The sequence below is a fragment of the Micromonospora zingiberis genome (genome assembly GCF_004331455.1).
Lineage (GTDB): Bacteria > Actinomycetota > Actinomycetes > Mycobacteriales > Micromonosporaceae > Micromonospora > Micromonospora zingiberis.
In genome coordinates this window covers 1-26,605 of record NZ_SJJR01000006.1, presented here as the reverse complement: position 1 = coordinate 26,605, position 26,605 = coordinate 1, and the positions used below count along the sequence as shown (strand labels likewise).

Genomic DNA, 26,605 nt, shown 5'->3' with positions numbered 1-26,605 from the left:
TGCCTCCAGCCCTAACAGGTCCACAGCCAGTACCGCGACCTGCCTCCAGCCAACGGACGCAGGTCACCGTCCACCACGGCCGCGTGCCCCGGCTAGCAGGTCCGGGTCGCGGGTCGTCTTCCCCTCCGCAACCGGTGCCGCTCCTGCTCCCAGCCCGGCTAGCAGGTCCGCAACCGGCACCGCAGCCGGTACCGCGATCGTCTCCTGCCGGCCCTGTCGAGCTGATGGCGCAGACGGATCGCCAGCCGCTCGAAAGCTCGGGCCCCGCAGGCGACCTGCCGACCCGGGGCAAGATCCCCGCACACCCAGTTCCCCCACGGCCCGACCGCCTCACCGGGTGGCGGCTGTGGTTCTCATCTCGCTACCGCTCGGCCCGAGGAAACGGCCACGTCCACCGCCGCGCCCGCCGAGACCACGAACGGTTCAGCTCGACAGGACCCACGACAGGGTGGGGCGCGCCGGGCAGGCGGCGAAGGGACTGACCGCGCCGCCGGCAGTTGCCCCACCGAACAGCGCCCCAGCGGCAAACGGCAACCTCCAACGCCTAACGCCGTACCCGCCGAGAGCCCGAACGGTTCAGCTCGACAGCGCCCACTACAGAGCAGGGGGCGCCGGGCAAGGCGGCGAAGGGACTGACCGCGCTGCCAGCAGTTGCCCCACCGAACAGCGCCGCAGCGGACGAGCAGCGCGCCGCAGTCGAACAGCGCCCCAGCGGACGAGCAGTGCACCGTCAGTCGAACAGCGCCGCGCGTCGCACAGCAGCGCCATCTCAGACCAACAACGCCGCATCACACGAGCAGCCCCGTGACAGCAGCCCCGTGACAGACGAACAACGCCGCGCATCAGACGAGCAGCCCGCATCAGCCGAACAGCGCTGCGTCAGGCGAACAGCGCTGCGTCAGATGGACCGCGATGGGGCGCGGAGCCCGCAGTGACCAGCTAAGAGCGGCCGGCAATTGGTGGTGGTGACGCAGCGGGAGGTCGAGCGGCCGGAGGCGGACGCGGCACATGCCCAGGGGCCCGTCACTGACCGCAGGCAACCATCTGGCAGGCTCGCTGCCACGCCAAGGCATCCGAGATCTTGGTACGAGGGCGCCCCTCAAGGGGCAGATTCGTACCAAGATCTTCCCCGCCCTGGGTGGCGGGCTGGCTATCAGGACGTGTCGGCCTATTGCCGGTCGCTCTAAGCCGGGTCGGGCCGGTCAGGAGCACGGCCGCCGAAGACGGCGAAGCGCCACGCCTTGAAGAAGCAGTCCACGTCCGTCAGGCCGGCCTCGGTCAGCCAGCGACACTGCTCGCCCACCGGCGCGGGGCGGTCGTACGCCATCCGTTGTTCGGCGGCGGCGATCTCGGCGGCGTCCGAGCCGAGCGCGGTGATCTGCCGCAGCCAGACCTGGTGGTAGCGGCGGTCCAGTTCGGGGGTCGGGCCGGCGACCTGCTCGGCGTTGACGAAGACCCCGCCCGGCACGAGAACGCCGGCCACCCGCCGGTAGAGGTCCCGCTTGCCGGCGTCGTCCAGGTGGTGGATGGCCAGCGCGCTGACCACGGCGTCGTAGCGCCCGGCGGGCAGCGGGTCGGCCAGGTCGGCGACGACCACCCGGTGCGGCACGTCGCGTGCGGTGAGTCGCTCGGCGGCGACCGCCAGCATCTTCGGCGCGGCGTCGACCAGGGTCAGCCGGGCCTCGGGCACGGCGGCGGCGACCAGTGACGACAGCAGGCCGGTGCCGGCCCCGAGGTCCAGCACCTCGGGCGTACGCCCGGCGGCGAGCGCGGCACGCAGGGTCGGCTCGGCCACCTCGACGGCCGTTGCGTAGAACCCGTCGAAGCAGGGCACCAGCCGACGGCGCGCGGGGTCGTAGCTGCCGGCCGCCGCGTCGAACACCCGGGCCACGTCCATGTCGACCCCCATCCCCGCTTCCCAGAGAACGGGAAGACTGTTCCACATCGTAGACCACGCGATCCGGCGCGCTGCCGCCGTGCGGTGTGAGCGGCTCTTGACAGGACCGAAACAAACGGGACGCGGACCGGAAACTGCCCAACGGCACGCTTTGCCGACATGACAGACGGTGCACGGTCGGCGACACGACCGGGGCGCACGCCCCGGGAGGTGGCGACGCACTGCCCGTACTGCGCTCTCCAGTGCGGGATGACCCTGCGCGAGGAGGACGGCAACGTCTCGGTGCTGCCCCGGCAGTTCCCCACCAACCGAGGCGGCCTGTGCCAGAAGGGCTGGACCTCGGCCGAGTTGCTGACCCACCCGGACCGGCTGACCACCCCGCTGGTGCGCGACCCGGCCAGCGGTGAACTACGCCCGGCCAGCTGGGACGCCGCCCTGGACCGCATCGCCACCGGACTCCGCGACATTCAGCAGCGGCACGGCCGCGACGCGGTCGCCGTCTTCGGTGGCGGCGGGCTCACCAACGAGAAGGCGTACGCGCTCGGCAAGTTCGCGCGGGTGACGCTGGGTACCCGGCACATCGACTACAACGGACGGTTCTGCATGTCGTCGGCCGCCGCGGCCGGCATGCGCGCCTTCGGCGTCGACCGGGGACTGCCGTTTCCGCTGTCCGATCTCGGGCAGGCGGACACCCTGCTGCTGGTCGGCGCGAATCCGGCGGAAACCATGCCACCGCTGGTGCGCTGGCTGACCGAGCAGCGGCAGCGCGGCGGCAAACTGATCGTGGTCGACCCCCGGGCCACCGCCACCGCCCGGCAGGCCGACCTGCACCTGCAACCGCTGCCCGGCACCGACCTGGCGGTGGCGAACGCGCTGCTGCACATCGCCCTGACCGAGGGCTACGTCGACGGGGAGTACGTCACCACCCGCACCACCGGCTTCACCGACGTGCGCCGTACCGTGGCGGGTTGGTGGCCGGCCCGCGCCGAGGCGCTCTCCGGGGTGCCGGTGGCCGACCTGGAAGCGACCGCCCGCGCCCTCGGCACCGCCGAACGGGCGATCATCCTCACCGCACGCGGCGCGGAACAGCACGCCAAGGGCGTCGACACCGTCACCGCCTTCGTCAACCTCGCGCTCGCGCTCGGCCTGCCCGGGCGGCCCGGCTCCGGGTACGGCTGCCTGACCGGTCAGGGCAACGGGCAGGGTGGCCGAGAGCACGGGCAGAAGGCCGACCAGCTCCCCGGATACCGCAAGATCGACGATCCGGTGGCCCGCGCCCACGTCGCGCAGGTGTGGGGCGTACCCGCCGACGAGCTACCCGGTCCGGGCGTGCCGGCGTACCAGTTGCTCGACTCGCTGGGCACCGCCGACGGGCCCCGCGCGCTGCTGGTCTTCGGCTCCAACCCGGTGGTCTCCGCGCCCCGCGCGGCCCGGATCGAGAGCCGACTGCGCGACCTGGAACTGCTCGTCGTCGCCGACTTCCTGCTCTCCGAGACAGCGGCCCTGGCCGACGTGGTGCTGCCCACCGCGCAGTGGGCCGAGGAGGACGGCACGATGACCAACCTGGAGGGACGGGTGCTGCGCCGCCGCGCCCTGCGCCCACCCCCGGCCGGCGTCCGCACCGACCTCACCATCCTCACCAACCTCTCCACCTTGTTGAAAGGAAGGGCACCTTCTTATCGCCTGGTGCATAGGAAGGGCCCCCTGTTAACGCCCGATGCGGACGGGCCGGAGGCGGACCCACAAGCGGTCTTCGCGGAGCTGCGCCGCGCCTCCGCCGGCGGGATCGCCGACTACGCCGGGATCAGCTGGGAACGGATCGACGCCGCCGACGGAGTGTTCTGGCCGTGCCCGCGCGACGACGGGCCGGATTCGCCGCGCCTGTTCGCCGACGGCTTCGCCACTCCCGACGGTCGGGCCCGGTTCCATCCGGTGGAGCACCGGCCGGCGGCCGAGCAGGTCTGCGCGCAGTACCCGCTGCACTTCACCACCGGTCGGGTGCTCGCCCAGTACCAGTCGGGCACCCAGACCCGCCGGGTGGCCGCACTGCGCCAGGCCGCCCCGGACGCCTTCGTGGAGTTGCATCCCGACCTCGCCGACCGGCTCGGGGTGGCCGACGGCGAACCGGTCCGGGTGCTCTCCCGACGGGGCGAGTTCCAGGCGCCCGCCCGACTCAGTCCGGCGATCCGGCCGGACACGGTCTTCGCACCGTTCCACTGGGGCGGGGCGGCCCGCGCCAACTCGGTCACCAACGACGCCGTCGACCCGGTCTCCGGCATGCCCGAGTTCAAGATCTGCGCAGTCCGCGTGGAGAGGGCGGAGTGCAGCGGGGTGGACCGGTGACCGGGCGGGTTGTGGTGGTCGGCAACGGGATGGCCGGGGCTCGGCTGGCCGCCGAACTGTCCGGCCGGGGGGAGGACCTGAAGGTCACCGTGCTCGGGGCGGAGCCGCACCGGGCGTACAACCGGATCATGCTGTCCACGCTGCTCGCCGGCAAGATCAGCGAGCCGGACGTGGAGCTGGCGGAGGCCATCGGGCGGGGTGTCGACCTGCGTACCGGAGTCGCGGTGCGCGCCATCGACCGCGCGGCCCGCGAGGTACGCACCGACGACGGCGACCGGATCCGCTACGACCACCTGGTGCTGGCCACCGGCGCGCGGGCGGTGGTGCCGACGTTGCCGGGCCTCGACCCGGCGCGGCTGCCGGAGCGGGTGGTCGCGTTCCGTACCCTGGCCGACTGCCGGCGCATCCTCGCCCTGGCCGGTGGCGCCCGCCGCGCCCTGGTGCTCGGCGGTGGGCTGCTCGGCCTGGAGGCCGCCCGAGGGCTCGCCACCCGGGGCCTGGACGTCGCGGTGGTGCACCGGGTGCCGTACCTGATGGAGCGCCAGCTCGACGCGGTCGCCGGTGAGATGCTCGCCGGCACGCTCGCCGGGCTCGGCGTCACCACCCACCTGGCCGTCGCGCCGGTCGCGGTGGCGGCCGACGCGACCGGGGTACGCCTGACCCTGTCCGACGGGCGTTCACTCGCCGCCGACCTGCTGGTGCTGGCCTGCGGGGTACGCCCCGACACGGCGCTCGCCGAGGCGGCCGGCCTGACGGTACGGCGAGGTGTGCTGGTCGACGACCGGCTGCACACCAACGATCCCCGGATCTCCGCGATCGGCGACTGCGCCCAGCACGGCGCGGCCCCGACCGGGCTGGTGGCGCCGGCCTGGGCGCAGGCCCGGGTGGTGGCCCAACTGCTGACCGGTGAGGATTCGCTGGCCCGCTACCGGCCCCGGCCGGTGGTGACCCGGCTCAAGGCGGCCGGCATCGATCTCGCCGCGATGGGCGACCCGGCCGGCGGTCCCGGCGAGGAGCTGACCTTCGCCGACCCGGCGCGGGGCACGTACGCCCGACTGCGCATCCACGACGAGCGGCTGGCCGCCGCGATCCTGCTCGGCGACAACCCGTCGGTGGGCACGGTCATCCAGCTGTTCGATCGGGGCCACCCGGTGCCCGCCGACCGGCGGTCGCTGCTGCTCGGCCGGGCCGTGGGGGGTGCCGTGGCGACTCCCGCCGCCTCCCCGGCGCTGATGCCCGAGGCGGCCACGGTGTGCCAGTGCAACACGGTCAGCAAGGGCGCGCTGGTGAACTGCTGGCGGAGCGGGGCGCGCACGTTCGACGAGGTCGTCGCCGGGACCAGGGCCGGTACCGGCTGCGGCGGGTGCCGGGACGCGGTCGCCGGCATCGTCGACTGGTTGTCCAGAGCGGATCCGGTGGAGGTGGGACGATGACCGGCGGCAGCGTGGTCGTGATCGGCAACGGCATGGTCGGGCAACGGTTCGTGGACGCGCTGCGTTCGCGTGACCCGCAGGGCCGCTGGCGGGTCACGGTGCTCGCCGAGGAGACCCGACCGGCGTACGACCGGGTACGGCTCTCGGCGTACTTCGACGGCGCCTCGGACGACGAGTTGAACCTGCACACCCCGTACGACGGGGTGGAGTTGCGCCTCGGCGAGCCGGTGTCCGGGGTGGACCGGGCCCGCCGGGTGGTGACGACGGCCACCGGCGAGTACCCGTACGACGTGCTGGTCCTCGCCACCGGCTCGTCGGCGTTCGTGCCACCGGTGGACGGCGCCGGCCTGCCCGGGGTCTTCGTCTACCGCACCCTGGACGACCTGGCCGCGATCCGCGAGCACGCCCAGGGCCGACGAACCGGCGCGGTGATCGGGGGCGGTCTGCTCGGCCTGGAGGCGGCGAACGCGCTGCGCCTGCTCGGCCTGACCACCAGCGTGGTGGAGTTCGCGCCCCGGCTGATGCCGGTGCAGGTCGACACCGCCGGGGGCGCGATGCTCCGCCGCTACGTCGAGGAGTTGGGGGTGGCCTGTCACCTCGGGGTGGCCACCACCGGGCTGCGGCCCGGCCCGGACGGTACGGTCGCCGCCCTGGAACTGGCCGACGGCACGCGTCTCGACGCCGATCTGGTGGTGGTGGCCGCCGGCATCCGCCCCCGCGACGAGTTGGCCCGCTCGGCCGGGCTCGACGTCGGCCCGCGCGGCGGTGTGCTGGTGGACGACGCCTGCCGGACCTCCGACGACCGGATCTACGCGGTCGGTGAGTGCGCGGCGGTCGAGGGCACCTGCTACGGCCTGGTCGCTCCCGGGTACGCGATGGCCGAGGTGGTGGCCGACCGGCTGGTCGGCGGGGCGGCCACCTTTCCGGGCGCGGACACCGCCACCAAGCTCAAGCTGCTCGGCGTCGACGTGGCCTCGTTCGGCGACGCGCACGGCACGACGCCGGGCTGCCTGGACGTGACGTACACCGATCCGGCCACCCGGGTCTACGCCAGGCTGGTGCTCTCCGACGACGCGACGACGCTGCTCGGCGGTGTGTTGGTGGGCGATGCCAGCGCCTACCCGACCCTGCGGGCCAGTGTGGGTGGGTCGCTGCCGGACGCCCCGCTGGCGTTGCTCGCCCCGGCCGGTGCCGCCGGGGCGACGGCCGGGGCGCTGCCGGCGTCGGCGCAGGTCTGCTCCTGCAACGCGGTCACCCGGGCGGACATCGACACGGCGATCGGAGACGGCTGCGCGGACGTGGCCGCCCTGAAGGCGTGCACCCGGGCCGGCACCAGTTGTGGCTCCTGCGTGCCGATGCTCAAGCAGCTGCTCGACGCGGCCGGCGTCACCCAGTCCCGGGCGCTCTGCGAACACTTCGACACCAGCCGCCAGGAGCTGTTCGACATCGTCCGGGTACGCGGCATCCGGACCTTCTCCCGGCTGATCGCCGAGCACGGCCGGGGACGGGGCTGCGACATCTGCAAACCGGTGGTCGCCTCGATCCTCGCCTCGCTCGGCAACGGGCACATCCTCGACGGCGAGCAGGCCTCTTTGCAGGACACCAACGACCACTTCCTGGCGAACCTGCAACGCGACGGCAGCTACTCGGTGGTGCCCCGGATCCCCGGCGGTGAGATCACCCCGGAGAAGTTGATCGTCATCGGCGAGGTGGCCCGGGACTTCCAGCTCTACACGAAGATCACCGGAGGGCAGCGGATCGACCTGTTCGGCGCCCGGGTCGAGCAGCTGCCGCAGATCTGGCGGCGGCTGGTCGACGCCGGGTTCGAGTCCGGGCACGCGTACGGCAAGGCGCTGCGTACGGTCAAGTCGTGCGTGGGCTCCACCTGGTGCCGGTACGGCGTGCAGGACTCGGTCGGGCTGGCCATCGCGCTGGAGCTGCGCTATCGAGGGCTGCGCGGCCCACACAAGATCAAGTCAGCCGTCTCCGGCTGTGCCCGGGAGTGCGCCGAGGCCCGCAGCAAGGACTTCGGCGTCATCGCCACCGAGACCGGCTGGAACCTCTACGTCGGTGGCAACGGCGGCTTCCGGCCCCGGCACGCCGACCTGTTCGCCACCGACCTGTCCACGGAAGCGCTGATCACGCTGATCGACAGGTTCCTGATGTACTACGTCCGCACCGCCGACCGGCTGCAACGCACCGCCGCCTGGATCGAGGCCCTGGACGGTGGCCTCGACCATCTGCGCTCGGTGATCGTGGACGACTCGCTCGGACTCTGCGCCGAGCTGGACGCCGCGATGGCCCGGCACGTGCAGTCGTACTCGGACGAGTGGCGGGACGTGCTCACCGACCCGGACCGGCTGCGCCGGTTCACCTCCTTCGTCAACGCGCCGGACGTACCCGACCCGTCGATCACCTTCGTCACCGAACGCGGACAACCCGTACCCGTCGGTGGCCGGCCACCCTCACCCGAGCACCGTCAACCGGTCACCCTCGGACTGCCGGAGGTGCGGCGATGAACACCGCGACGACCGTGCGCTGGCACACCGTCTGCCCGCTGGGCCGACTGGACCTGGACCGGGGCGTCGCCGCCCTGGTCGACGGCGTCCAGGTCGCGCTCTTCCGGACCACCGACGGGTTGTACGCGATCGAGAACCGAGACCCGGTCACCGGCGCGTACGTGCTGTCCCGGGGCATCGTGGGCAGCCGCCACGGCGTGCCCACGGTCGCCTCGCCGCTGCACAAGCAGGTGTACGACCTGCGTACGGGGGACTGTCTCGACCTGCCTGGGGTCTGCGTGACCCGGCACGAGATCCGTTGCCGGGACGGCATGGTCGAGGTGCGGCTGCGACAGGAGGAGTGAATGCGCGAGGAACTGGCCGGCTTCACCATCGGGGTGACCGCCGACCGGCGGCGGGACGAACTCGCCGCGCTGCTCCAGCGGCGCGGTGCGCGGGTGGTGCTCGCCCCCGCGCTGCGGATCGTGCCGCTCGCGGACGACACCGCGCTGCGCGAGGCCACCCGGGCCTGCCTGGACCGGCCACCGGACGTACTGATGGCCAACACCGGGATCGGCATGCGCGGGTGGCTCGAAGCGGCCGAGGGATGGGGGGTCGCGGAGCCGCTGCGCTCGGTGCTCGGCGACGCCTACGTGGTGGCCCGGGGCCCGAAGGCACGCGGTGCGATTCGCGCGGCCGGCCTGTACGACCAGTGGTCGCCCGAGTCGGAGAGCTGTGACGAGGTCGTCGACCATCTCCGTCGGCGGGGCGTGGCCGGGCAGGTGATCGCCATGCAGTTGCACGGCGAACGGCAGCCCGAGTGCACCCGGGCGCTGGAGGAGGCCGGGGCCACGGTCATCGAGATTCCGGTCTACCGCTGGGCGCCACCGACCGACCCGGCCCCGCTGCACCGGCTGGTCGACCTGGTGGCCGGCCGGCTGGTGGACGCGGTCACCTTCACCTCGGCCCCGGCGGCGGAGGCGCTGCTGCGCGCCGCCGGTGACCGGACGGAAACGGTGCTGGAGGCGTTGCGGAGTGACGTGCTGGCCAGTTGCGTCGGCCCGGTCACGGCCGAGCCGCTGATCCGGCGGGGCGTGCCGGTGAGCGCGCCGAGCCGGGCCCGGCTGGGCGCGCTGGTGCGCACCATCGTCGACGAACTGCCGCGACGCACGGTCACCCTCAAGGTCGCCGGGCACCTGCTCACTCTGCGTGGGCACGCGGCCGTGGTGGACGGTGACCTGCGTCCGTTGGCGCCCGCACCGATGGCGGTACTGCGGGCACTGGCCCAGACCCCGGGTCGGGTGCTGTCGCGTACCGCCCTGCTGCGTACGCTGCCGCGCGGCGCGGACGAGCACGCCGTGGAGATGGCGGTGGCCCGGTTGCGGGCCGGCCTGAAAGCACCTCGGGTGGTCCAGACGGTCGTCAAGCGCGGCTACCGCCTCCGCGTCGACTGACGTGAAAGGAAGGGCCCCTTCTTAACGCCTGCGGTAGTACAGGGGGCCCCGCTTAACACCCGACGGGCACCCGTCCGCCGCACCCGGGCAGAGCCGGGCAGGCGGGACGGGTGCCCGTCAGGGTCAGCCGACCGGCGTCGGGAAACCCCGGTCGTGCTCGGCCTGAAGCCGCGCCATGGCGTGCTCGACGACGGTCACCATCACCTGCTTGACCGACTCGCGCCGCCGGGCGTCGGTCAGCACCAGCGGCACGTCCGGCGAGATGGCGAGCGCCTCGCGCACCTCTTCCAGTTCGTACTGCGGTGCGCCGTCGAACCGGTTCAGCGCCACCACGTACGGCAGGTTGCGGTTCTCGAAGTAGTCCAGCGGGGCGAACGCGTCGGTGATCCGGCGGGTGTCCACCAGGACCGCCGCGCCCACCGCGCCACGGATGATCTCGTCCCACATGAACCAGAACCGGGTCTGCCCAGGTGTGCCGAAGAGGTACAGGATCAGATCCTGCGCCATGGTGATCCGGCCGAAGTCCATGGCGACCGTGGTGGTCTCCTTGCCCGGCACCTTGGACGGGTCGTCGATGCCGACGCCCGCCGCGGTCATCACCGCCTCGGTGGTCAGCGGTGTGATCTCCGAGATCGCGCCGACCAACGTGGTCTTGCCGACACCGAAGCCACCCGCGACGACGATCTTCGCGGAGATGATTCCCCGGCTCTGGCGGGCCCCGGCGGGGTCATAGCTCGCGAAGTCCACTCAGCACCCTTCCCAGCATTTCCATCCGCTCCTCGTAACCTGTGGCGGGAGCGGCCGTCTGTAGCGACAACAGGCCCTCGGCCACCATGTCGGCGACCAGCACCCGGGCGACACCCAGCGGTAGCCGGGTGTACGCGGCGATCTCCGCCAACGACTCGGGCCGGCCCTCGCAGACCATGGCGATGCGATGCTTGTCGTGCCCGGCAAACCGCGACTCGGCGATCTGGGTGGGACTGGCGATCAGCACCGCTTCCAGGGCGATGTCCTGGAGCGGCTCGGTGCGGCCCCGGGTGACCGCATACGGCCGCACCAGCGCACCTCGTGGGTCACGCCGCTGGTCCATCCGCGATCACCTCCTCTCCCGTCCGCCGTCGCACCGCACCCGTTACGACCGCACCGCGTCCCGGGGCAACGGCACCAGCGCCGCTCCGACCCGCTCGACCAGCAATGCCATCTCGTAGCCCACCTGGCCGACGTCGCAGCTACGCGCCGCCAGCACCGCCATCGACGAACCGTCGCTGATGGACATCAGGAACAGATAGCCGCTGTCCATCTCGATGACCGTCTGCAACACGCCGCCGGCGCTGAACATCCGCGCGGCTCCCTCGGTCAGGCTGACCACGCCGGAGGTGATGGCGGCGAGCTGGTCCGCTCGGTCCGTTGGCAGGTCGCGGGAGGAGGCGAGCAGCAGCCCGTCCGCAGACACCGCCACCACGTGGGCGATGCCCGCCACGCTGTCGGCGAAGTTGGTGAGCAGCCAACCCATGTCCTGCATGGCCGCGGGCCTGTTCATCGGCTCGTCTCCTTGGTCGAGGTGCTGTTCTGACTCGCGCCGGCCGTTCGGCCGCGCTGGACGCCGCGGTGGTAGGCCGACAGCAGACCGCGTACTTCGTCCGGCGTACGCCGACTGTGCTCCCGTCCGCTGCGGGGTTCGATCCCGCCGGGTACGAGTTGCGCCTGCGGCACCCGCTTCGGCAACCCGGACCGGGTCGTCCCGGCCGGGGTGGGCTCTGCCGCCAGGCTGGCGCGCGACCAGCCCTCGTCGGCCGCGGTCCGCCACGCGTCGTCGCCGGAGGCACCGGAACCGGTGGCCGGCGGGGGCGCGGCCGGTGCGGGTGCGGGCGGCGGGGGCGCGGTGGGCAGCGTTCCCGTCGAGGCCGCCGACGGCGGAGGGTACGACGGAGGCGCCGGCGTCGGGGCCCCGCCGGCTGCCGCGCCCGGCGTACGGGTGGGCAGCGGGCTGCGCCCCCTGGTCGGCTCGACGGCCGGTACCGACTGGCCGGCGACCGGCTGCGCGGGTGGCTCGTCGAACTGGGGCCGGCTGAAGATGGTCGTCACGTCGTTGCCGTGCGACCGGAACCAGACCGCCTCCATCTCGCGGAAGATCGGAGCCTCGGCCTGTTGCTCGGGCGGGGCGGTGATCGGTGCGCTCGCGACCGGGGTGGTGGCGGCCAGGCTGGCGCCCAGCCCACGCCCACCGAACGTCGAGTTGTCGTAGCCGCTGCCCGCGCTCTGGCCCGCCGCGGGTGCGAAGCCGTTCGGCGCGGTGACCGCCGCACCGGCGACTGGGCCGACCGGCAGTACCGGCGCGGCAGGGTGCGGCTGGCCGGCAGCGTTCGGCGTCCGGTACGGCAGCGGGTCGAGGGTCGGCTGCGCGACGGTGGGCGTGCCCGCGTTGAATCCGCCCGCGTACGCCGGTGGCGACGTGTGCGTCGGTGGGGCGCTCGGCGGCGCCGGTTCGGTCGCCGGCCAGGGCGCGTTGGTCGACGGGCTGTTGCGCCACCGGTCGTTCAGGATCGCGGTGGTGCTGCGCCCCGCTCCGGCGAGCGGGTCACCGGCACTCGGCGGGGCCTGCTCGACAGCGAGCGGCTGGCGCGGGCGGGTGATCTGGTCGCGGCCCCGCAGGCTCGGCAGGATCACCGTGGCGGCGGGCAGCGTGACCTGCGCGACCGTGCCACCGTCGACGTTGCGGCGCAGCTCGACCCGGATGCCGTAGCGAGCCGCGAGGCGGCTGACCACGGCCAGGCCCATCAGCCGGAACGCCGAGACGTCCACGTCGGAGGGCGCCGCGAGCCGCCGGTTGAGCGAGTCCATCTGCTCGTCGGTCAGGCCCAGACCGCGGTCCTCGATCTGGATGAGCACGTAGTCGCGGATCCGCCGGCCGTCGGCGACCACGGTGGTGTTCGGCGGCGAGAACCGGGTGGCGTTGTCGAGCAGTTCGGCGACCAGCCGTACCACGTCGTTGACCGCGTGCGCGGCCACCGACACGTCGGTGTCGACGGTGCCGAACTCGATGCGGTTGTAGAGCTCCACCTCGGACTGCGCCGCGCGCAGCACGTCGACCAGCAGCGCGTCGTCCCGGCGCGGCACGGCCGAGTCCGCGCCGGCCAACACCAGCAGGTTCTCGTCGTTGCGGCGCATCCGGGTGGCGAGGTGGTCGAGCTCGAAGAGCTGGGCGAGCCGCTTCGGGTCCTCCTCGCCGCGCTCGATCGCGTCGAGCTCGCCGATCATCCGGTCGACCAGCGTCTGACTACGCCGGGCCAGGTTGAGGAACATCGCCGAGACGCTGGTCCGCAGGGCCGCCTGCTCGGCGGCGACCCGGACCGCCTCCCGGTGTACGACGTTGAACGCCGAGGCGACCTGACCCACCTCGTCGCGGTTGTTGAGCTGGATCGGATCCCGTACCTCGCGGACGATCTCGTCGACGCTGCCGTCGCTGACGTTGCCCATCCCCTGTAGGCGGCGCACCGCCTCGGGCAGGTCGTGGTTGGCCACCGACAGCGCGCCCTCGCGGAGCCGGCGCAGCGAGTGGTTGAGCGAGCGCGCCAGCACCACGGCCAGCGTCACCGCGATGATCAGGGTGAGCAACACCAGCGTCGTCTCGACGATGGCCTGCCGGATGACGTCCGAACGGGCCTGCTCGGCCTGGGCGAGGAGGCGGTCCTGCAACTCGATCTCGGCCCAGCGCATCAGCTCGTGTACCGCGCCGATCGCGGCGGTGGCGTCCTGGGCGGTGACCGGTGAGCGCTGACCCACCGAGCGGCTGATGTCGGTCGCGATCCGGTCGGCCAGCACCACGGCGTCACCGGAGACGGTGCCGTGGACGAGATCACGCTGGCTGGAGTCGGCGGCCAGCGAGAAGGCCAGCAGTGCTTCCTGCTGCCCGGTCAGCGTGGCCACGAACGCGGAGAACTGCTCGTTGTCCAGTCGGCCGGTGGTCAGCGCGGTGAACGCGACGGACTCCTCCTCGGCGACGGCCGCCTTGGCGCGGGCGAAGGCCGCCACCGCCCGCCGGGTGTCCGCGAGGCGTTCCTCGCCGGGCAGTTGGGCCAGCCCGTCGCCGTAGGAGACCAGGTCGGCCAGGACGACGCCGTAGCGCAACGCGGCCTCGGCGACCTGCATCTGCTGGCGGTCGAGCACTTCCTGCCGGGTGCCGTCGAGCGTGTCCAGGTGCCGGTCGATGGTGGCCAGGCGGTCACGGACCGCGGCCGGAGCCTCGCCGACCCGGGCCCGCTCCGCGCGGTACGCGTCGATCCGCTCCTGGGTACGACGCACCCGCAGGTTGTACGCGTCGGCCTTCTGCTGGGGCGAGGCGAGATAGGCCGCCGCTGCCATCCGCTCGCCGTGCAGATCGTTCGTCAGGGCGGAAATCTTGGTCGAGAGGACGGTGAGTGAACGGGCCTCGGACGCGTCGTAGGCGCCCTCACCGACGGAGATCAGCCGGACCGTGGCCAACGCGATGACCGCCGCCACCGGAACGACCAGGATCAGCGCCAGCTTGGACCGGATCCGAGCATCACGCAGCCGGGGTAACCTGCGGCGTCCGTTCTGCGCGGCGTCACCGCTGGCGGGCAGGGTCGTCGGTCCGGTGCTCACGACATCGCCTCCGTCGTTTTCTCCGCGCCTGACCCGTCGACCCGTTCCTGGAGCGACGGCCGGCGCCACGCGCGGCACGGCCGCGATTTCATCAGACGGGATCGGGTTTGGGAAGCCACAGTGGGGCAGGAAACGGTTGGCGGGCATGAGTCCCGTGAGCCGGTCAACTAATACCTACATTTCCACGGTGCCCTTGATCAGGGCATGTAACTCCAGAGTGGTCATTCGTGTCGCCTGAGTGAGCGCTTGAAAACATCTGGTTACCCCAACATGTGGGATTCGTGTCCCGAAAAGCGCCCCCAGGGCTCCGCTTGACCGCAGCGCCCGGCATTGGCAAGGTTTTGCAGGCTTCGCGCACACGGTACGGCAGACCCGCTCAGAATATCCACTGAGGACGGTTACGTACCGGTGACCGGGCCCCGCCCGCGCCGCATCAGGAGGACAGAGTTGACCCCCTTCCGCTCCGCGACCGCCTTGGTGGCCGCATCAGCTCTGCTGGCCACCACCCTCACCGGCTGCCAGTTCGGCGGAGAGGAGCAGGACACCTCGCCGATCTTCATCGCCGCCGACCTGGAACTGTCCGGGGCGGCCGCCGGTGTCGGCAAGGCGTACCGGCAGGCGCTGGAACTGAAGATCGAGCAGTTGAATGCCTCCGGCGCCCTGAACGGCCGGACCATCGAACTGTTGCCGAAGGACAACCGCTCCGACGCCAGTGAGTCGCTGCGCAACATCGTCGACTTCAGCAACGATTCCCGAGTCAGCGCCATCATCATGGGCGGCTGCAACGAATGCGCCGTGGGTGCCGTCCGCACCATCAATGAGAAGCAGATCCCCACCGTCGCGCTGGCCGCGGCAAGCGCCGTGGCCAGCCCGGTGGCGGACCGGCGGTACGTGTTCAAGCTCGCCCCGAATGCCGCCGACAACGCCGGCGCCCTCACCGTCGAACTGTCCCGCCGCAGGATCGCCACCGTCGGACTGTTGCGCAGCGACGACCCCTACGGGCGGGAGGGCGTCGACGCCCTGCGGGGCGAGTTCAGCAAGGCCGGGATCCAGCTGCTGGTCGAGGAATCGGTCCGCAGCACCGCCACCGAGGTCGAGCGGCAGGCCGCGGCACTCGCCGCGGCAGAACCCGAGGCCCTGGTCATCTGGACCCCTCCGGAGCAGGCCATGCTCGCCGCCACCACGGTCAAGCAGGCTGGCTTCACCGGAGCGCTGTACTTCGACGCCTCGGCCGCAGGTGATCTCTTCCTCGGCGCCTCGGCCCGGGCCGCGGAGCGGGCAACGCTGGTCTTCACCCAGACGATGGTGATCGACGACGTGATCGCCACCACCCCCGCGAAGGCGGCGCGGCGCCAGTGGTTCCAGGACTACACCGCCCGCTTCGGCGGATACCACGGTTCGTCGTCGTTCGCCGCGGACGCCGTACAGCTCATCGCGGACGCCGAACTGCGCGCCGGAGGCCAGACCGGTCAGGTCGACCGGGAGGCCCTGCGCAACGTGCTGGAGACCTCGCAACTGGACGGGCTGTCCGGGCCGATCCGGATGACGCCGGACAACCACTCCGGGCTGATGCCGCAGGCGCTGACCACGTTGGTCGCCCGCAACGGCCGCTGGCGGTTGGCTAGCTGAGCGGGTCTTCGTTTCTTGTGGGGGTGTGGTCCCCAGGTCAGCTCGGTGGGGGTGTGTGCCCCGTCAGCTAGGTGGGGTGTGGCCCCAGCACAACCGGCTCCGGGCGGTCAGGCTTGATCCCTGCGCCGGTTGTGCTGGGGCCACACCTGCGTCCGCGAGCCGGTCCCGGCGCACCGCTGCCGTCAGAATGTGGCGGCCAGGCCGTGGGCACGACGAAGACCGTCAGTTGTGGATTGGTCTTGTTGTGGTGGGGTGCGGGCCGCTTGCTCGGTCCGGGGGGCCGGTCGGTCCGGGGGGCCGGTCGGTCCGGCCTTGGCTGCGGGGCGCAGGTCAGGTGGTGGGTCAGCGGCTGGAGGTGGTTTCGCGCAGCCAGGGCAGGCTGAATCGCTCGACGAGCACCAGTGCGGCGTAGAGCAGGATGCTGACCAGGGCGATCAGGATGATCGCCGCCCATGCCGTGGCGGTGTCACCGATACCGGCGTACTGCTGGATGACGTAGCCGAGGCCACTCTCGCCGGCCTGGAACTCACCGATGACCGCACCGATCGCGGCCAGCGGCATTGCCACCTTGAGCCCGACGAAGATCTGCGGCAGGGCGGCCGGGAAGCGGACCTTGCGGAACGCCTGCCAACGCGAGGCGTTGTAGGAGCGGACCAGTTCGGCCAGTTCGGCCGGCGTGGTGGTCAGGCCGGTCGCGGTGGACAGCACGATCGGGAAGAAGCAGAGCAGGAACACCATGGTCAGGATGGGCTTCTGCCCCCAGCCGAGCGCGACCACCAGCAGCGGGCCCAGAGTGATCTTCGGCACTGCGTTGACGGCCACCAGCAGCGGGGTGAACATCCGCTCGACCGTGCGTGAGGCGGCCAGCGCCAGGCCGATCAACACTCCCGCCACCGCGGAGAGCGCGAAGCCGAGCAGGATCTCGCCCGTGGTGTCCACGGTGTGCTCCAGCAGCCGTGCCGGCCGCTCGGCGAACGCCGACAGCACGCTACCGGGCGGCGGCAGGGCGGCCGGATGGATCAACTCCAGCCGGGCGACCAGCCACCACAGGCCGAGAGCGATCAGCAGGCCGGCCGCCGGCAGCAGCGCCGCGACGGCGGCGAGCCGCAGGTCACCGGCGCGCCACCGCCGGCCGCGCGGTACGGCCGGGGGCGGCTCGGGCACACTCCCCGCCACCGTTTGCCGTGGGCGGACGTCGGTCATCGGATCCTCCTGCGATTTCATGGTTCGACGCGGAACGCGGGTACGCCGCACCGGTTGCCCGGTGCGGCGTACCCGACATCGACGTGGTCGGCCTCAGGCCTTGGGGGCGAGGTTGAAGTCGATGATCTGGTCGGGGGTCAGGTCCGACTTCAGCGCGCCCGCGCCGCGCAGGATCGCGATGCTCTTGGCGACCCGGCCGCTGTCCAGCGTGCCCAGCGCGGTGCCGGAGTTGCTGGAACGGACGTACCCGGCCATCAGCTGCAGCTCGGCGGCGGCTGCGGCGGGGTTGACCGCCTCGGCGTTCTTGGCCAGGATCTCGGCCGCCTCCTGCGGGTTCGCCAGGGCGTACTCCAGGCCCTTGAGCAGCGCCTCGGTGAACTTCTTCACCGACTCCGGCTTCTCGGAGGCGTACTGCTTCGAGGTGATCAACACGTTGCCGTAGAGGTCCTGCATCACGTTGCTGTACGGCAGCAGAACGGCCTTCTTCTTGGTCACCGCCTCGATGGTCGGCTGACCGACGACGAACTGGCCGATGCCGTCCACCGAACCGGAGGCGAGGGTGCCCATCAGGGTCTGCGCCTCACCGTTGACCCAGGTCACCTTCTCGTAGTCGATGCCGGCCATCCGGGCGTACGTGGGGAAGAGGTTACGTACGACGGAGCCGGGGGTGTCGGCGAGCTTCTTGCCCTCCAGGTCCTTGGGGGTGTTGATCCCCGTGCCCTCGACGGTGGCGATGGCGGCCATGGTGCGCTGCTGGATCGCGGCGACCGCGACGAAGTCCTTGGCGTCGCCATTGCCGAGCTGGAGCAGGCCGCCGGTCAGGTCGATCGGGCCGAACTGCGCCTGGCCGCCGACGATCGTCTGGATCACGGCGCCGGTGCCCTGGCCGGGCTTGATCTCGACCTCGAAGCCGGCGTCCTTGAAGAAGCCCTTCTCCTTCGCCACCCAGGCGTAGGCGTCACGCCCGAAGTTGCCGAACGAGGTGAGGTACGTCACCTGTTCCAGGGACGAACCCACGCCGCTGGCGTCGTCGTCGTCCGATCCGCTGCTGCACGCGGAGACGAGAGCGAGGGCGGTGGCCATCGTGGCCGCGGCGACCGAACGGGTCAGCCTTCTCATCAGTGCACCTTGTCCTTTCCAACCGGGGCGTCGGGCCGCCGGAGGGGAGTTGTCGGGCGGCACCGGCAGCCGGAAGGGAAGCCGACACCGCGCATTGAGGGGACTCTTCGCGGGCACAGCGTACGAGAAGGCCACCTTTGCGACGCCAGGCGTATCCGTTGCGGAACGGATACAAAGTCATGTCCGCCCCCGGATGGTGCGATACGGGACCCAGCCGGATAGCCTTTGGCGGATTCCTGACTGTCGACTCAGCGGAGGCGCACCGGAGATGATCCGTCTGTCCGAGGTGTCCCGCACCTTCGACGGCCGCAGCGGCCGGGTCGAAGCGCTGCGCGGCATCGACCTCGACGTGGACGACGGCGAGTTCGTCGCCGTGCTCGGCCGCTCCGGCTGCGGCAAGTCCACCCTGCTGCGGCTGATCGCCGGCCTGATCCCGGTCACCTCCGGCGAGGTCGTCGTGGACGGTCGGCGGGTCACCAGACCCCGCCAGGACATCGCCATGCTGTTCCAGCGGCCGGCCCTGCTGCCGTGGCGCAGCGTGCTGGACAACGTCCTGCTGCCGGTGGAGATCTTCGGCTGGAAACGCGCCGACCACCGCGACCGGGCCCGGCAACTGCTCGACGTCGCCGGACTGGCCGGGTTCGAGAAGCGACTGCCGCACGAGCTCTCCGGCGGCATGCAACAGCGGGTCTCGCTGTGCCGATCGTTGATCGGCAACCCCCGGGTGATGCTGATGGACGAGCCCTTCTCCGCCCTCGACGCGCTCACCCGTGAGGAGCTGTCCGGCGAACTCCAGCGGGTACACATGACCAGCCGGGCGACCGTGGTCTTCGTCACCCACTCCATCGACGAGGCCGTACTGCTCGCCGACCGGGTGGTCGTCCTCAGCCCACGCCCCGGTCGGGTCCGCAAGATCGTCGAGGTGGCCATCCCCCGACCCCGCACCCTCGGCCGCAACGCCCACCTGGCGGAGGTCGCCCAGGTCAGTGCCGATCTGCACGAACTGCTGATGGAACGCGACCAACCGGCCACCGCCGGCCCGGAAGGACGATGAACGTGCGGGTCGCCGTCTTCACCGAGCCGCACCGGGGCGCCAGCTACGACGACCAGCTCCGCTTCGCCCAGCTCGCCGAGGAGGGCGGGTTCGAGGGCTTCCTCCGCGCCGATCACTACCAGGCGATGGACGACGGGCCGGCGCTACCCGGTCCGACCGACGCCTGGCTGACGCTCGCCGCGCTCGCCCGGGAGACCAGCCGGATCCGGCTCGGCACGCTGGTCACCTCGGCCACCTTCCGGCTGCCCGGACCGCTGGCCATCATGGTGGCCCAGGTGGACCAGATGAGCGGTGGCCGGGTCGAGCTGGGCATCGGCGCCGGTTGGTACGCCCGTGAGCACATCTCGTACGGCATCCCGTTCCCCGGCACCAGTGAACGCTTCGACCGGCTCGCCGAGCAGCTGGACGTGATCAGCGGACTGTGGCGCACCCCGTCGGGCGGGACCTTCAGCTACACCGGGAACCACTACCAGCTCACCGACGCACCCGCGCTGCCCAAGCCGGTGCAGACCCCCGGGCCGCCGATCATCGTCGGCGGACGCGGGCCCAAGCGCACCCCGGAGCTGGCCGCCCGGTACGCCGACGAGTTCAACGTGCCGTTCACCAGCCTGGAGCAGACCGGCGAGGCGTACGAGCGGGCGCGGGACGCGTGCGAGCGGGTCGACCGGGCCGGCACCGGACGCCCACCGCTGGTGCTCTCGGCCGGCATCGTGGTGGCCGTCGGACGTACCGACGCCGAAGCTCGGCGGCGAGCCGCCCCGCTGCACGCCAAGAGCGCCCTACCGCCCGAGGATTCGGTGATCGGCTCGCCGCAGCAGTTGGTCGACCGGATCGGCGAGTTCGCGGCGATCGGCACCGAGCGGGTACACCTGCGCCTGATCGACCTCACCGACCTCGACCACCTGGAGCTCATCGCCACCGAGGTGCTCCCCCGACTGGACGGAAGCCGATGACCGACACCCCCCTCGATCCCCAAGCGACCGACCAGGACCTGGTACTCGGTCCGGTGGGCCAGGAGATCGTCTTCGAGAACGACCGGGTTCGGGTCTGGCACATCCGGCTCGAACCGGGCGAGCAGCAGCCGCTGCACCGGCACGACCACCCCTACCTGGTGGTGGCCGTACACGGCGCGAAGAACGTGATCCAGACCGTCGACGGCATCAAGATCGATGCGGACGAGCCGACCGGCGGGGTGGTCTACCGCGATCCGGGGGCCGTGCACATGCTCACCAACGTCGGCGACACGACATACCTGGCCCGGCTGGTCGAGCTCAAGTAGACCCGCCGCGAGCAGGTACTACGACCTCGCACGGCGTGCCGGTGGCGATCGGTGGCAACGGACCGTAACGTGCCGGACATGGCCAATCGGACCTTGAGCCGCCTACTGCTCACGTCGTTCGGCGTCAGCCTGCTGGCCGGAGCCGGTCAGCTTGGCCTCGCCTTCGGCTTCGGCACCGTCCGGCTCACCGGCGCCTTCGACGGCGCCACCGTCAACCAGTGGCCGGCCCAGCTCGTCTGGGTCGGCTGGTTCGCGGCGAACGCCGCCGTGATCGGTGCCGTACTCACCGAACGGGCGGCCCGGCACGACCGTCAGCCCACCGGCACCGGCCGGCAACTGGCGATCGCCGGCAGCGCCGCACTGGGTGCCACGGTCGTGGCGCCGTTGTGTATGCAGCCGGCCCGCAACGCCGAACTCATCTCGGTCGACCCGGTCTGGGCGGTGGCCATCTGCGCCGTCCTCGGCGCGGTGGTCGGGGCCGGCGCCGCGTTGGCCGTACTGGTCCGGCCACCGTTCGCCTGGAACATGGCGGCCGTGGCCACGGTGATGTGGCTGATCGCGCTGCTGTCGGTCGTACCGTCACTGGACGCCAGCGGGCCACTGACCCCGGTCCGCCTCGGCGTGCTGGAGCCGGCGTGGCTCGCCGCCGACGCGGCACAGCAGTTGGCCCTGCTGATCCTGCCGATGACGGCCCTGCTGGCCGGCCTGGCCAGCGGAGCTGCCGCCCGGTGGCGCGGACACCCGCCGATGGTCAGCGGGCCGAGTGGGGTGGCCGGTGCGTTGCTGGTGGCCTTCGCCTACCTGACCGCCGGGCCGGGCGACCCCGCCGACCGCTACCAACTCGCCCCGTACTACGGCGCCCTGATCGCGGTCGCCGTCGGGGCGCTCGGCTCGACCGCCGCCACCCTGCTGCCCTGGCCCCCGGCGGGTCGGTCCGACCCGGACACCGAAGCCATCGAACCGACCGCGATCCTGCAACCGCTTCCCCCGACACCCGCGCTGCCCACCGCGCCGGGCCGGCCGGCCGGGCAACCCCCCGCCCCGGCCGACTCACCACCCCACTGGCAATGGCCAGATCAGCAGACCGGCCGGTTTCCGACCGCCCCGGTGGCGGACGCACCCATCACCAGCAGCACGGATGCACCGAACGGCCCGGCGACCAGCATCGGCGGAACCGCTGTGGTCGGCCCAGCCGTGGCCGAGGCACCGGCGGACTCAGCGGCAGCCGTCAGCGTCCCGGCGGGCACGGAAACCGGCCCAGCAGAGGACCTGCCGCCGACCGCAGCGCCCGAGCTGAACCCCGCGCCGACGTTCGGCCCCGCACCAGCCACCGACCCGGCGCCGACAGCCGGCCCTGTACCGGCAGCCGGCCCTGTACCGGCAGCCCTACCCCCGCTGGCGGTAAACCCCCCGCTGGCGGACAACACCGCGCTGGCGGAGGGCCCAATCCTGACGGACGACACCGCGCTGGCGGACGGCCCAGTCCTGGCAGTCGATCCGGTGCCGGCGGCTGGCCCCGCACCCGCGAGCGGCCCTGTCCTGGCGGACGGGCCCGCGGCGGCGGCCGGCCCGGCGCTGGCGGACGGTTTCGCGCTGGCCGACGGCCCTGAGCGGACGGAAAGCCCTGCGTCCGCAGCCGGCCCGGCGCCGGCGGACGAAGCTGCGCCGGTCGGCGACGGCAGCGACATCGCACCCGCCGCACGGGCCGCCGATTCGCCCCTGGCGCCGACCCCGGCCCCGACCCAGCCCACGTCCCCAACCTCTGCCTCGGCCCCAACCTCGGCATCGGCCTCAGGCCCGGCCTCGCCGACGACCGGCAAGGCACCCGCGCCCCGGACCCGGAAACCACGCACCAGCACGACGGTCGCGGGTGCGGAGCGGCGGCCCAAGAAGGGGCACGACGCCAGCGAGCCTCCGCAGGACGGCAACATGTCGACCCCACCCGACGGCGCCGCGGCCCCCCAGGACATCAGCATCGCCCCGCCGAACGCCGACACCACCGCCGGCTTCACCCCGCCGAACGCCGACACCACCGCCGGCTTCACCCCGCACGGCGACACCAGAGCGCACGCCGACACCACCGTCCACGTCACCTCGGGCGCCGGCACCGTCACCTCGCCAAAGCCGTCTCCGGTCAGCAATTCCGTGCGCGGTACCGGGAGCGAGGTCGAACCGGCCCGGCCGACGTTCGACGAAGCCGGGCAGGTACGGCCCGAGAGGGCACCCCGTCCCCGGCACCGCCACTCGCTGCCCGAACTGCACGCGGCGGCGCCCTGGGGCGCCTTCGCGCCCGCCCAGCCGACCGAACCGCTGCCGGCCGGCGAGGACGCGGCAACCGCCGATTCCCGCGCCAACCCGGAACCCTTCGTCGGTGCCGACCCGACCGGCAGCGCGACGACGCCGGCCGGTCACGGCGGCACCGATCCGGTTCCGCCCTCCGAACTGGATCCGGCGACCACCGCGCGGGAGGTGTCGGCCGCCTTCGCCGTCGCCCCGACCGTCGCGACCGACCCGACGGCTACCGCCCGCGACCTGTCCGCCGCCTTCACCAAGGCACCCGCCGTTGCCCCGGAGGACGTCCAGCCGGGCGGCGACCGCGACAAGGGTCGGCGTGGCCTGTTCCGGCGCGGCAAATCACGCCCGGACAACGGGGCCGACGGCGAGGAGCCGCTGCCGGCTCAGGACGAGGAGTACGTGGACTGGGTGACCGGGCTGGGCCGGCCGGCGGGCGAGGACGAGTCCGCACCGGAGAAGTCCCGTCGCTCGCTGCGCTCGACCGGCCGGCACCACCGGGACTGACGGGTCCGTCAGGCCAGCGGCAGGTAGACGCGTCCGCCGGCGGCGACGAACTCGTCGGACTTGTCCTTCATGCCACGGGCGGCGTACTCCTTGAGATCCTGGGTGATCTTCATGGAGCAGAACTTGGGCCCACACATCGAGCAGAAGTGTGCGGTCTTCGCCGGCTCGGCGGGCAGCGTGGCGTCGTGGTACGACCGCGCGGTCTCCGGGTCCAGCGAGAGGTTGAACTGGTCCTCCCAGCGGAACTCGAACCGTGCCTTGGACAGCGCGTCGTCCCACTCCTGCGCGCCCGGATGCCCCTTCGCCAGGTCCGCCGCGTGCGCCGCGATCTTGTACGCGATCACACCCGCCTTCACGTCGTCCCGGTCCGGCAGGCCCAGGTGCTCCTTCGGGGTGACGTAGCAGAGCATCGCGGTGCCGAACATGCCGATCATGGCAGCGCCGATGGCCGACGTGATGTGGTCGTACGCGGGCGCGATGTCGGTGGTCAGCGGACCGAGCGTGTAGAAGGGTGCCTCGTGGCACCACTCCTGCTGGAGGTCCACATTCTCCTTGATCTTGTGCATCGGCACATGCCCCGGCCCCTCGATCATGACCTGCACGTCGTACTCCCAGGCGATCTTCGTCAGCTCGCCCAGCGTGCGCAGCTCGGCGAACTGCGCCTCGTCGTTGGCGTCCGCGATCGACCCCGGCCGCAGCCCGTCGCCCAGCGAGAAGGTCACGTCGTAGCGGGCCAGGATCGCGCACAGCTCGCGGAAGTTGGTGTAGAGAAAGTTCTCCTCGTGGTGTGCCAGGCACCAGGCCGCCATGATCGAACCACCGCGCGACACGATCCCGGTCACCCGATCCACCGCCAGCGGCACGTACGGCAGCAGTACCCCGGCGTGCACCGTCATGTAGTCGACGCCCTGCTCGGCCTGCTCGATCACGGTGTCCCGGAACACCTCCCAGCTCAGCTTCACCGGGTCGCCGCCGACGGACTCCAACGCCTGGTAGATCGGCACCGTACCGATCGGCACCGGGGAGTTACGCACGATCGCCTCGCGGGTCTCGTGGATCCGCTTGCCGGTGGAGAGGTCCATCACGGTGTCCGCGCCCCACCGGGTGGCCCAGGTCAGCTTCTCCACCTCCTCGGCCACCGACGAACTCACCGCCGACGTACCGATGTTCGCGTTGACCTTGACCAGGAATGCCTTGCCGATGATCGCCGGCTCGCACTCCGGATGGTTGACGTTCAGCGGCAGCACCGCCCGTCCGGCCGCGATCTCGTCGCGGACGAACTCCGGCGACCTGCCCTCGCGGATCGCCACGAACTCCATCTCCGGCGTGACCACCCCGGCCCGGGCGTACGCGAGCTGCGTCGGCCGCTTCCCGTCCGCCCCCGCCAAGGGGGTCCCGGGCCCACGCACCGGGGCCACGTCGCCCCGCTCGGCGATCCACGGTCCCCGCAGGGCCGACAGACCGACCTGCGGGTCGGAGCCCGGACCGGAGGTGTCGTAGAGCCGCACCGGCGGGTTGTCCCCGGTCAACTCCACCTCCGCGAACGGCACCCGGAGGTCCGGCCGCGATCCCTCGACGTACACCTTGCGCCGCACCTGCATGACAACCTCCCTGCTCAGGCGGACCAGCCGAAGTGGTCCAACGGACCACGTCCCGCGCCCAACTCCCAGTCCCGTGCGCCGGTCAGCGCGCGGGTCACGTACTCCTTGGCCGAGGCGACCGCGGCCGGCACCGAATCGCCCAGCGCCAACCGCACCGCCGTGGCGGCCGAGAACGAGCACCCGGTGCCGTGGCTGTGCCGGGTCGGCACCCGGGGGGCACGCAGCACCGTCGTCCCGCCCGGACCGTGCAGGACGTCCACCGCCTCGCCCCCCGCATCCACGTCACCGCCGGTCACGATCACCCACTCCGGCCCACCGGACGCCAGTGCCCGCGCGGCCGTCGTCATCTCCGCCACGTCCGTCACCGCGGCTCCGGTGAGCGCCGCGGCCTCCGCGCTGTTCGGGGTCGCCACCCGGGCGTACGGCAACAGCCGCTCCACCGCCGCCACCACACCGAGCCGGTGCCCGCTGGTAGCGACCAGTACCGGGTCGACGACGAGTTGCGGCAGTCGCCCGGCCGCCGCCGCGTCGGCGATCGCGGCCGCCACTGCCGGCGTACCGAGCATCCCGGTCTTGACTGCCCGCACCGCGAAGTCGGAGAGCACGCTGTCGAGCTGCTCGGTGACCGTCTGCGGGGGCAGCGGCAGGACGGCGTCCACGCCCCGGGTGTTCTGTGCGGTAACCGCGGTGAGCACGCTCGTGCCGTACACGCCGAGCGCGGCGAAGACCTTCAGGTCGGCCTGGATTCCGGCACCGCCGCCGGAGTCCGAGCCGGCCACGGTGAGCACGGTCGTGGGGGTCACGGGTCTCCCTGGGTCGATGTCGTGGTCGGGGTGTGGACCGGCTCGGTGGGTGCGGTGGCGGGCGGCGGCCAGTCGCGCCCGCTCCGGCCGGTCAGGTGTGATGCCCGCGTGGGCACGGTCGGCCGCATTCCTGTCGTCACCGCCGGGCCGACTTGGTGCCTGGGCGGAGCTGGGCCAGGGCTGGGCGGGGTGACGGCCGTGTGGAAGGCGCTGGTCAGGGCGGCGGCAGCCTGTCGCGGGTCGGGGGCGCGCATGATCGCACCGAGGACCGCGACGCCAGCGGCACCTGCCTCGACGCAGGCGCGTACCTGGGCCGGTGTTTCGATGCCGCCGAGCGCCAGTACCGGCACCGGCACCGGGCTGAGCCGGATCAGCCGGGCCAGACCCTCGGGTTGCAGGGGTGGGCCGTACCCGGGCTTGGTCCTGGTGAGGTGGACCGGGGAGAGGGTGACGTAGTCCTCGGTGGTCAGTCGGCGCAGTTCCGCCTCGTCGTGGCAGGATCGGCCGACCAGGTCGGCGGCCGGCGGCGGGTACGGCCCGGCGGCGGAAAGGTGCAGGGCGACCAACGGTCGGCCCACGTCGCCGGCACCGCCCGGATCAGGGGCGGTCGGCGGCAGTAGCGGGTCGGGACCAGCCACGATCAGGGTGCCTCCGGCTTCGGCCAGGATCGGCCGCAACTCGGCGGCGAGCGCCCGGCGTTCCTCCGGCGGCAGATCCTTCTCGCGCAGCACCACCCACCGCACTCCCCCCCCCCCCCCCCCCCCCCCCCTCCCCCCCCCCCCCCCCCCCCACATCCGAAACACTGTGTGTTATGAAAGCTAGGTCTCGCCCGCAGTGCACCGCGTCGCACTCGCTGCAATATAGAACAAA

General features: G+C 72.3%; 19 protein-coding genes and 2 pseudogenes. 11 read left to right on the top strand and 10 right to left on the bottom strand.

The features are described from left to right. Window positions 1-1,183: 1,183 nt before the first annotated feature. Window positions 1,184-1,909, bottom strand: coding sequence for a class I SAM-dependent methyltransferase (locus tag E0H26_RS11090; protein WP_240742110.1), 726 nt, complete (start codon window positions 1,907-1,909; stop codon window positions 1,184-1,186). Between the two features lie 237 nt (window positions 1,910-2,146). On the opposite strand from E0H26_RS11090, the pseudogene E0H26_RS30580 reads away from it, so the two are divergent. The 6 genes and pseudogenes from E0H26_RS30580 to E0H26_RS11065 form a co-directional block, all read left to right on the top strand. Next, window positions 2,147-3,545, top strand: a pseudogene (locus tag E0H26_RS30580) (molybdopterin oxidoreductase family protein); the annotation flags it as partial. A gap of 92 nt (window positions 3,546-3,637) precedes the next feature. Then, a pseudogene (locus E0H26_RS30575) lies at window positions 3,638-4,240 on the top strand (molybdopterin oxidoreductase family protein); the annotation flags it as partial. Further along, window positions 4,237-5,673 carry an FAD-dependent oxidoreductase gene (locus E0H26_RS11080; RefSeq protein WP_131303511.1) on the top strand — a complete coding sequence of 479 codons (1,437 nt, stop codon included), beginning with the start codon at window positions 4,237-4,239 and terminating at the stop codon, window positions 5,671-5,673. The pseudogene E0H26_RS30575 and the gene E0H26_RS11080, both read left to right, overlap by 4 nt. Continuing rightward, window positions 5,670-8,192 (top strand): nitrite reductase large subunit NirB, encoded by a 2,523-nt coding sequence (gene nirB / locus E0H26_RS11075; protein WP_131303510.1) that lies wholly within the window; start codon window positions 5,670-5,672, stop codon window positions 8,190-8,192. The genes E0H26_RS11080 and nirB overlap by 4 nt, the downstream gene beginning before the upstream one ends. Continuing rightward, entirely contained in the window at window positions 8,189-8,536 is a 348-nt protein-coding gene (nirD, locus tag E0H26_RS11070; RefSeq protein ID WP_131303509.1) for a nitrite reductase small subunit NirD, read from the top strand. The genes nirB and nirD overlap by 4 nt, the downstream gene beginning before the upstream one ends. Further along, a complete protein-coding gene (locus E0H26_RS11065) occupies window positions 8,537-9,625 on the top strand; it encodes a uroporphyrinogen-III synthase (RefSeq protein WP_131303508.1) in 1,089 nt (362 codons plus the stop codon). It abuts the gene before it with no gap. A gap of 123 nt (window positions 9,626-9,748) precedes the next feature. Here E0H26_RS11065 and E0H26_RS11060 read toward each other — a convergent pair whose 3' ends face one another. Genes E0H26_RS11060 through E0H26_RS11045 form a run of 4 tightly spaced genes read right to left on the bottom strand, consistent with a single transcriptional unit; the run spans window position 9,749 to window position 14,248 of the window. After that, window positions 9,749-10,372 carry a GTP-binding protein gene (locus tag E0H26_RS11060; RefSeq protein WP_131303507.1) on the bottom strand — a complete coding sequence of 208 codons (624 nt, stop codon included), beginning with the start codon at window positions 10,370-10,372 and terminating at the stop codon, window positions 9,749-9,751. Beyond that, window positions 10,353-10,715: a DUF742 domain-containing protein gene (locus E0H26_RS11055; protein WP_131303506.1), complete on the bottom strand. Its 363-nt coding sequence runs from the start codon at window positions 10,713-10,715 to the stop codon at window positions 10,353-10,355. The genes E0H26_RS11060 and E0H26_RS11055 overlap by 20 nt, the downstream gene beginning before the upstream one ends. A gap of 42 nt (window positions 10,716-10,757) precedes the next feature. Further along, window positions 10,758-11,165, bottom strand: coding sequence for a roadblock/LC7 domain-containing protein (locus tag E0H26_RS11050; protein ID WP_067313320.1), 408 nt, complete (start codon window positions 11,163-11,165; stop codon window positions 10,758-10,760). Further along, window positions 11,162-14,248, bottom strand: coding sequence for a sensor histidine kinase (locus tag E0H26_RS11045; protein ID WP_131303505.1), 3,087 nt, complete (start codon window positions 14,246-14,248; stop codon window positions 11,162-11,164). The genes E0H26_RS11050 and E0H26_RS11045 overlap by 4 nt, the downstream gene beginning before the upstream one ends. A 447-nt stretch (window positions 14,249-14,695) precedes the next feature. Here E0H26_RS11045 and E0H26_RS11040 point away from each other — a divergent pair, with 447 nt between their 5' ends. After that, a complete protein-coding gene (locus E0H26_RS11040; protein WP_131303504.1) occupies window positions 14,696-15,877 on the top strand; it encodes an ABC transporter substrate-binding protein in 1,182 nt (393 codons plus the stop codon). Window positions 15,878-16,219: 342 nt separating this feature from the next. Here E0H26_RS11040 and E0H26_RS11035 read toward each other — a convergent pair whose 3' ends face one another. Together E0H26_RS11035 and E0H26_RS11030 are read right to left on the bottom strand one after the other, a co-directional pair. After that, entirely contained in the window at window positions 16,220-17,080 is an 861-nt protein-coding gene (locus E0H26_RS11035; RefSeq protein ID WP_131303503.1) for an ABC transporter permease, read from the bottom strand. Between the two features lie 93 nt (window positions 17,081-17,173). Next, window positions 17,174-18,199, bottom strand: a complete 1,026-nt coding sequence (locus E0H26_RS11030) for an ABC transporter substrate-binding protein (RefSeq protein ID WP_131303502.1) — start codon at window positions 18,197-18,199, stop codon at window positions 17,174-17,176. 268 nt (window positions 18,200-18,467) lie between these two features. Here E0H26_RS11030 and E0H26_RS11025 point away from each other — a divergent pair, with 268 nt between their 5' ends. From E0H26_RS11025 to E0H26_RS29240, 4 genes are all read left to right on the top strand, one after another. Next, a complete protein-coding gene (locus tag E0H26_RS11025; RefSeq protein WP_131303501.1) occupies window positions 18,468-19,253 on the top strand; it encodes an ABC transporter ATP-binding protein in 786 nt (261 codons plus the stop codon). 2 nt (window positions 19,254-19,255) lie between these two features. Next, the gene (locus E0H26_RS11020; RefSeq protein ID WP_131303752.1) at window positions 19,256-20,206 is read left to right on the top strand and encodes an LLM class F420-dependent oxidoreductase; all 951 of its coding nucleotides are present in this window, start codon (window positions 19,256-19,258) and stop codon (window positions 20,204-20,206) included. After that, window positions 20,203-20,532: a cupin domain-containing protein gene (locus E0H26_RS11015; RefSeq protein ID WP_131303500.1), complete on the top strand. Its 330-nt coding sequence runs from the start codon at window positions 20,203-20,205 to the stop codon at window positions 20,530-20,532. The genes E0H26_RS11020 and E0H26_RS11015 overlap by 4 nt, the downstream gene beginning before the upstream one ends. A gap of 78 nt (window positions 20,533-20,610) precedes the next feature. Continuing rightward, the gene (locus E0H26_RS29240) at window positions 20,611-23,331 is read left to right on the top strand and encodes a hypothetical protein (RefSeq protein ID WP_165521815.1); all 2,721 of its coding nucleotides are present in this window, start codon (window positions 20,611-20,613) and stop codon (window positions 23,329-23,331) included. 8 nt (window positions 23,332-23,339) lie between these two features. On the opposite strand, the gene thiC is transcribed toward E0H26_RS29240, so the two are convergent. Genes thiC through E0H26_RS10995 form a run of 3 tightly spaced genes read right to left on the bottom strand, consistent with a single transcriptional unit; the run spans window position 23,340 to window position 26,529 of the window. Then, window positions 23,340-24,932, bottom strand: a complete 1,593-nt coding sequence (gene thiC / locus E0H26_RS11005; RefSeq protein ID WP_131303499.1) for a phosphomethylpyrimidine synthase ThiC — start codon at window positions 24,930-24,932, stop codon at window positions 23,340-23,342. A 14-nt stretch (window positions 24,933-24,946) separates the two neighbouring features. Continuing rightward, a complete protein-coding gene (thiD, locus tag E0H26_RS11000; RefSeq protein ID WP_131303498.1) occupies window positions 24,947-25,735 on the bottom strand; it encodes a bifunctional hydroxymethylpyrimidine kinase/phosphomethylpyrimidine kinase in 789 nt (262 codons plus the stop codon). After that, window positions 25,732-26,529 carry a thiamine phosphate synthase gene (locus tag E0H26_RS10995; protein ID WP_131303497.1) on the bottom strand — a complete coding sequence of 266 codons (798 nt, stop codon included), beginning with the start codon at window positions 26,527-26,529 and terminating at the stop codon, window positions 25,732-25,734. The genes thiD and E0H26_RS10995 overlap by 4 nt, the downstream gene beginning before the upstream one ends. Window positions 26,530-26,605 lie beyond the last annotated feature (76 nt).

What these genes read in the sequence shown, in the direction of transcription:
- E0H26_RS11025 (WP_131303501.1), top strand. Translation starts at nt 18,468, where the DNA reads ATGATCCGTCTGTCCGAGGTGTCCCGCACCTTCGACGGCCGCAGCGGC.
- nirB (WP_131303510.1), top strand. Translation starts at nt 5,670, where the DNA reads ATGACCGGCGGCAGCGTGGTCGTGATCGGCAACGGCATGGTCGGGCAA.
- E0H26_RS11050 (WP_067313320.1), bottom strand. Translation starts at nt 11,165, where the DNA reads ATGAACAGGCCCGCGGCCATGCAGGACATGGGTTGGCTGCTCACCAAC.
- thiC (WP_131303499.1), bottom strand. Translation starts at nt 24,932, where the DNA reads ATGCAGGTGCGGCGCAAGGTGTACGTCGAGGGATCGCGGCCGGACCTC.
- E0H26_RS10995 (WP_131303497.1), bottom strand. Translation starts at nt 26,529, where the DNA reads ATGTGGGGGGGGGGGGGGGGGGGGAGGGGGGGGGGGGGGGGGGGGGGG.
- nirD (WP_131303509.1), top strand. Translation starts at nt 8,189, where the DNA reads ATGAACACCGCGACGACCGTGCGCTGGCACACCGTCTGCCCGCTGGGC.
- E0H26_RS11090 (WP_240742110.1), bottom strand. Translation starts at nt 1,909, where the DNA reads ATGGGGGTCGACATGGACGTGGCCCGGGTGTTCGACGCGGCGGCCGGC.
- E0H26_RS11055 (WP_131303506.1), bottom strand. Translation starts at nt 10,715, where the DNA reads ATGGACCAGCGGCGTGACCCACGAGGTGCGCTGGTGCGGCCGTATGCG.
- E0H26_RS11035 (WP_131303503.1), bottom strand. Translation starts at nt 17,080, where the DNA reads ATGACCGACGTCCGCCCACGGCAAACGGTGGCGGGGAGTGTGCCCGAG.
- E0H26_RS29240 (WP_165521815.1), top strand. Translation starts at nt 20,611, where the DNA reads ATGGCCAATCGGACCTTGAGCCGCCTACTGCTCACGTCGTTCGGCGTC.
- E0H26_RS11015 (WP_131303500.1), top strand. Translation starts at nt 20,203, where the DNA reads ATGACCGACACCCCCCTCGATCCCCAAGCGACCGACCAGGACCTGGTA.
- E0H26_RS11030 (WP_131303502.1), bottom strand. Translation starts at nt 18,199, where the DNA reads ATGAGAAGGCTGACCCGTTCGGTCGCCGCGGCCACGATGGCCACCGCC.
- E0H26_RS11065 (WP_131303508.1), top strand. Translation starts at nt 8,537, where the DNA reads ATGCGCGAGGAACTGGCCGGCTTCACCATCGGGGTGACCGCCGACCGG.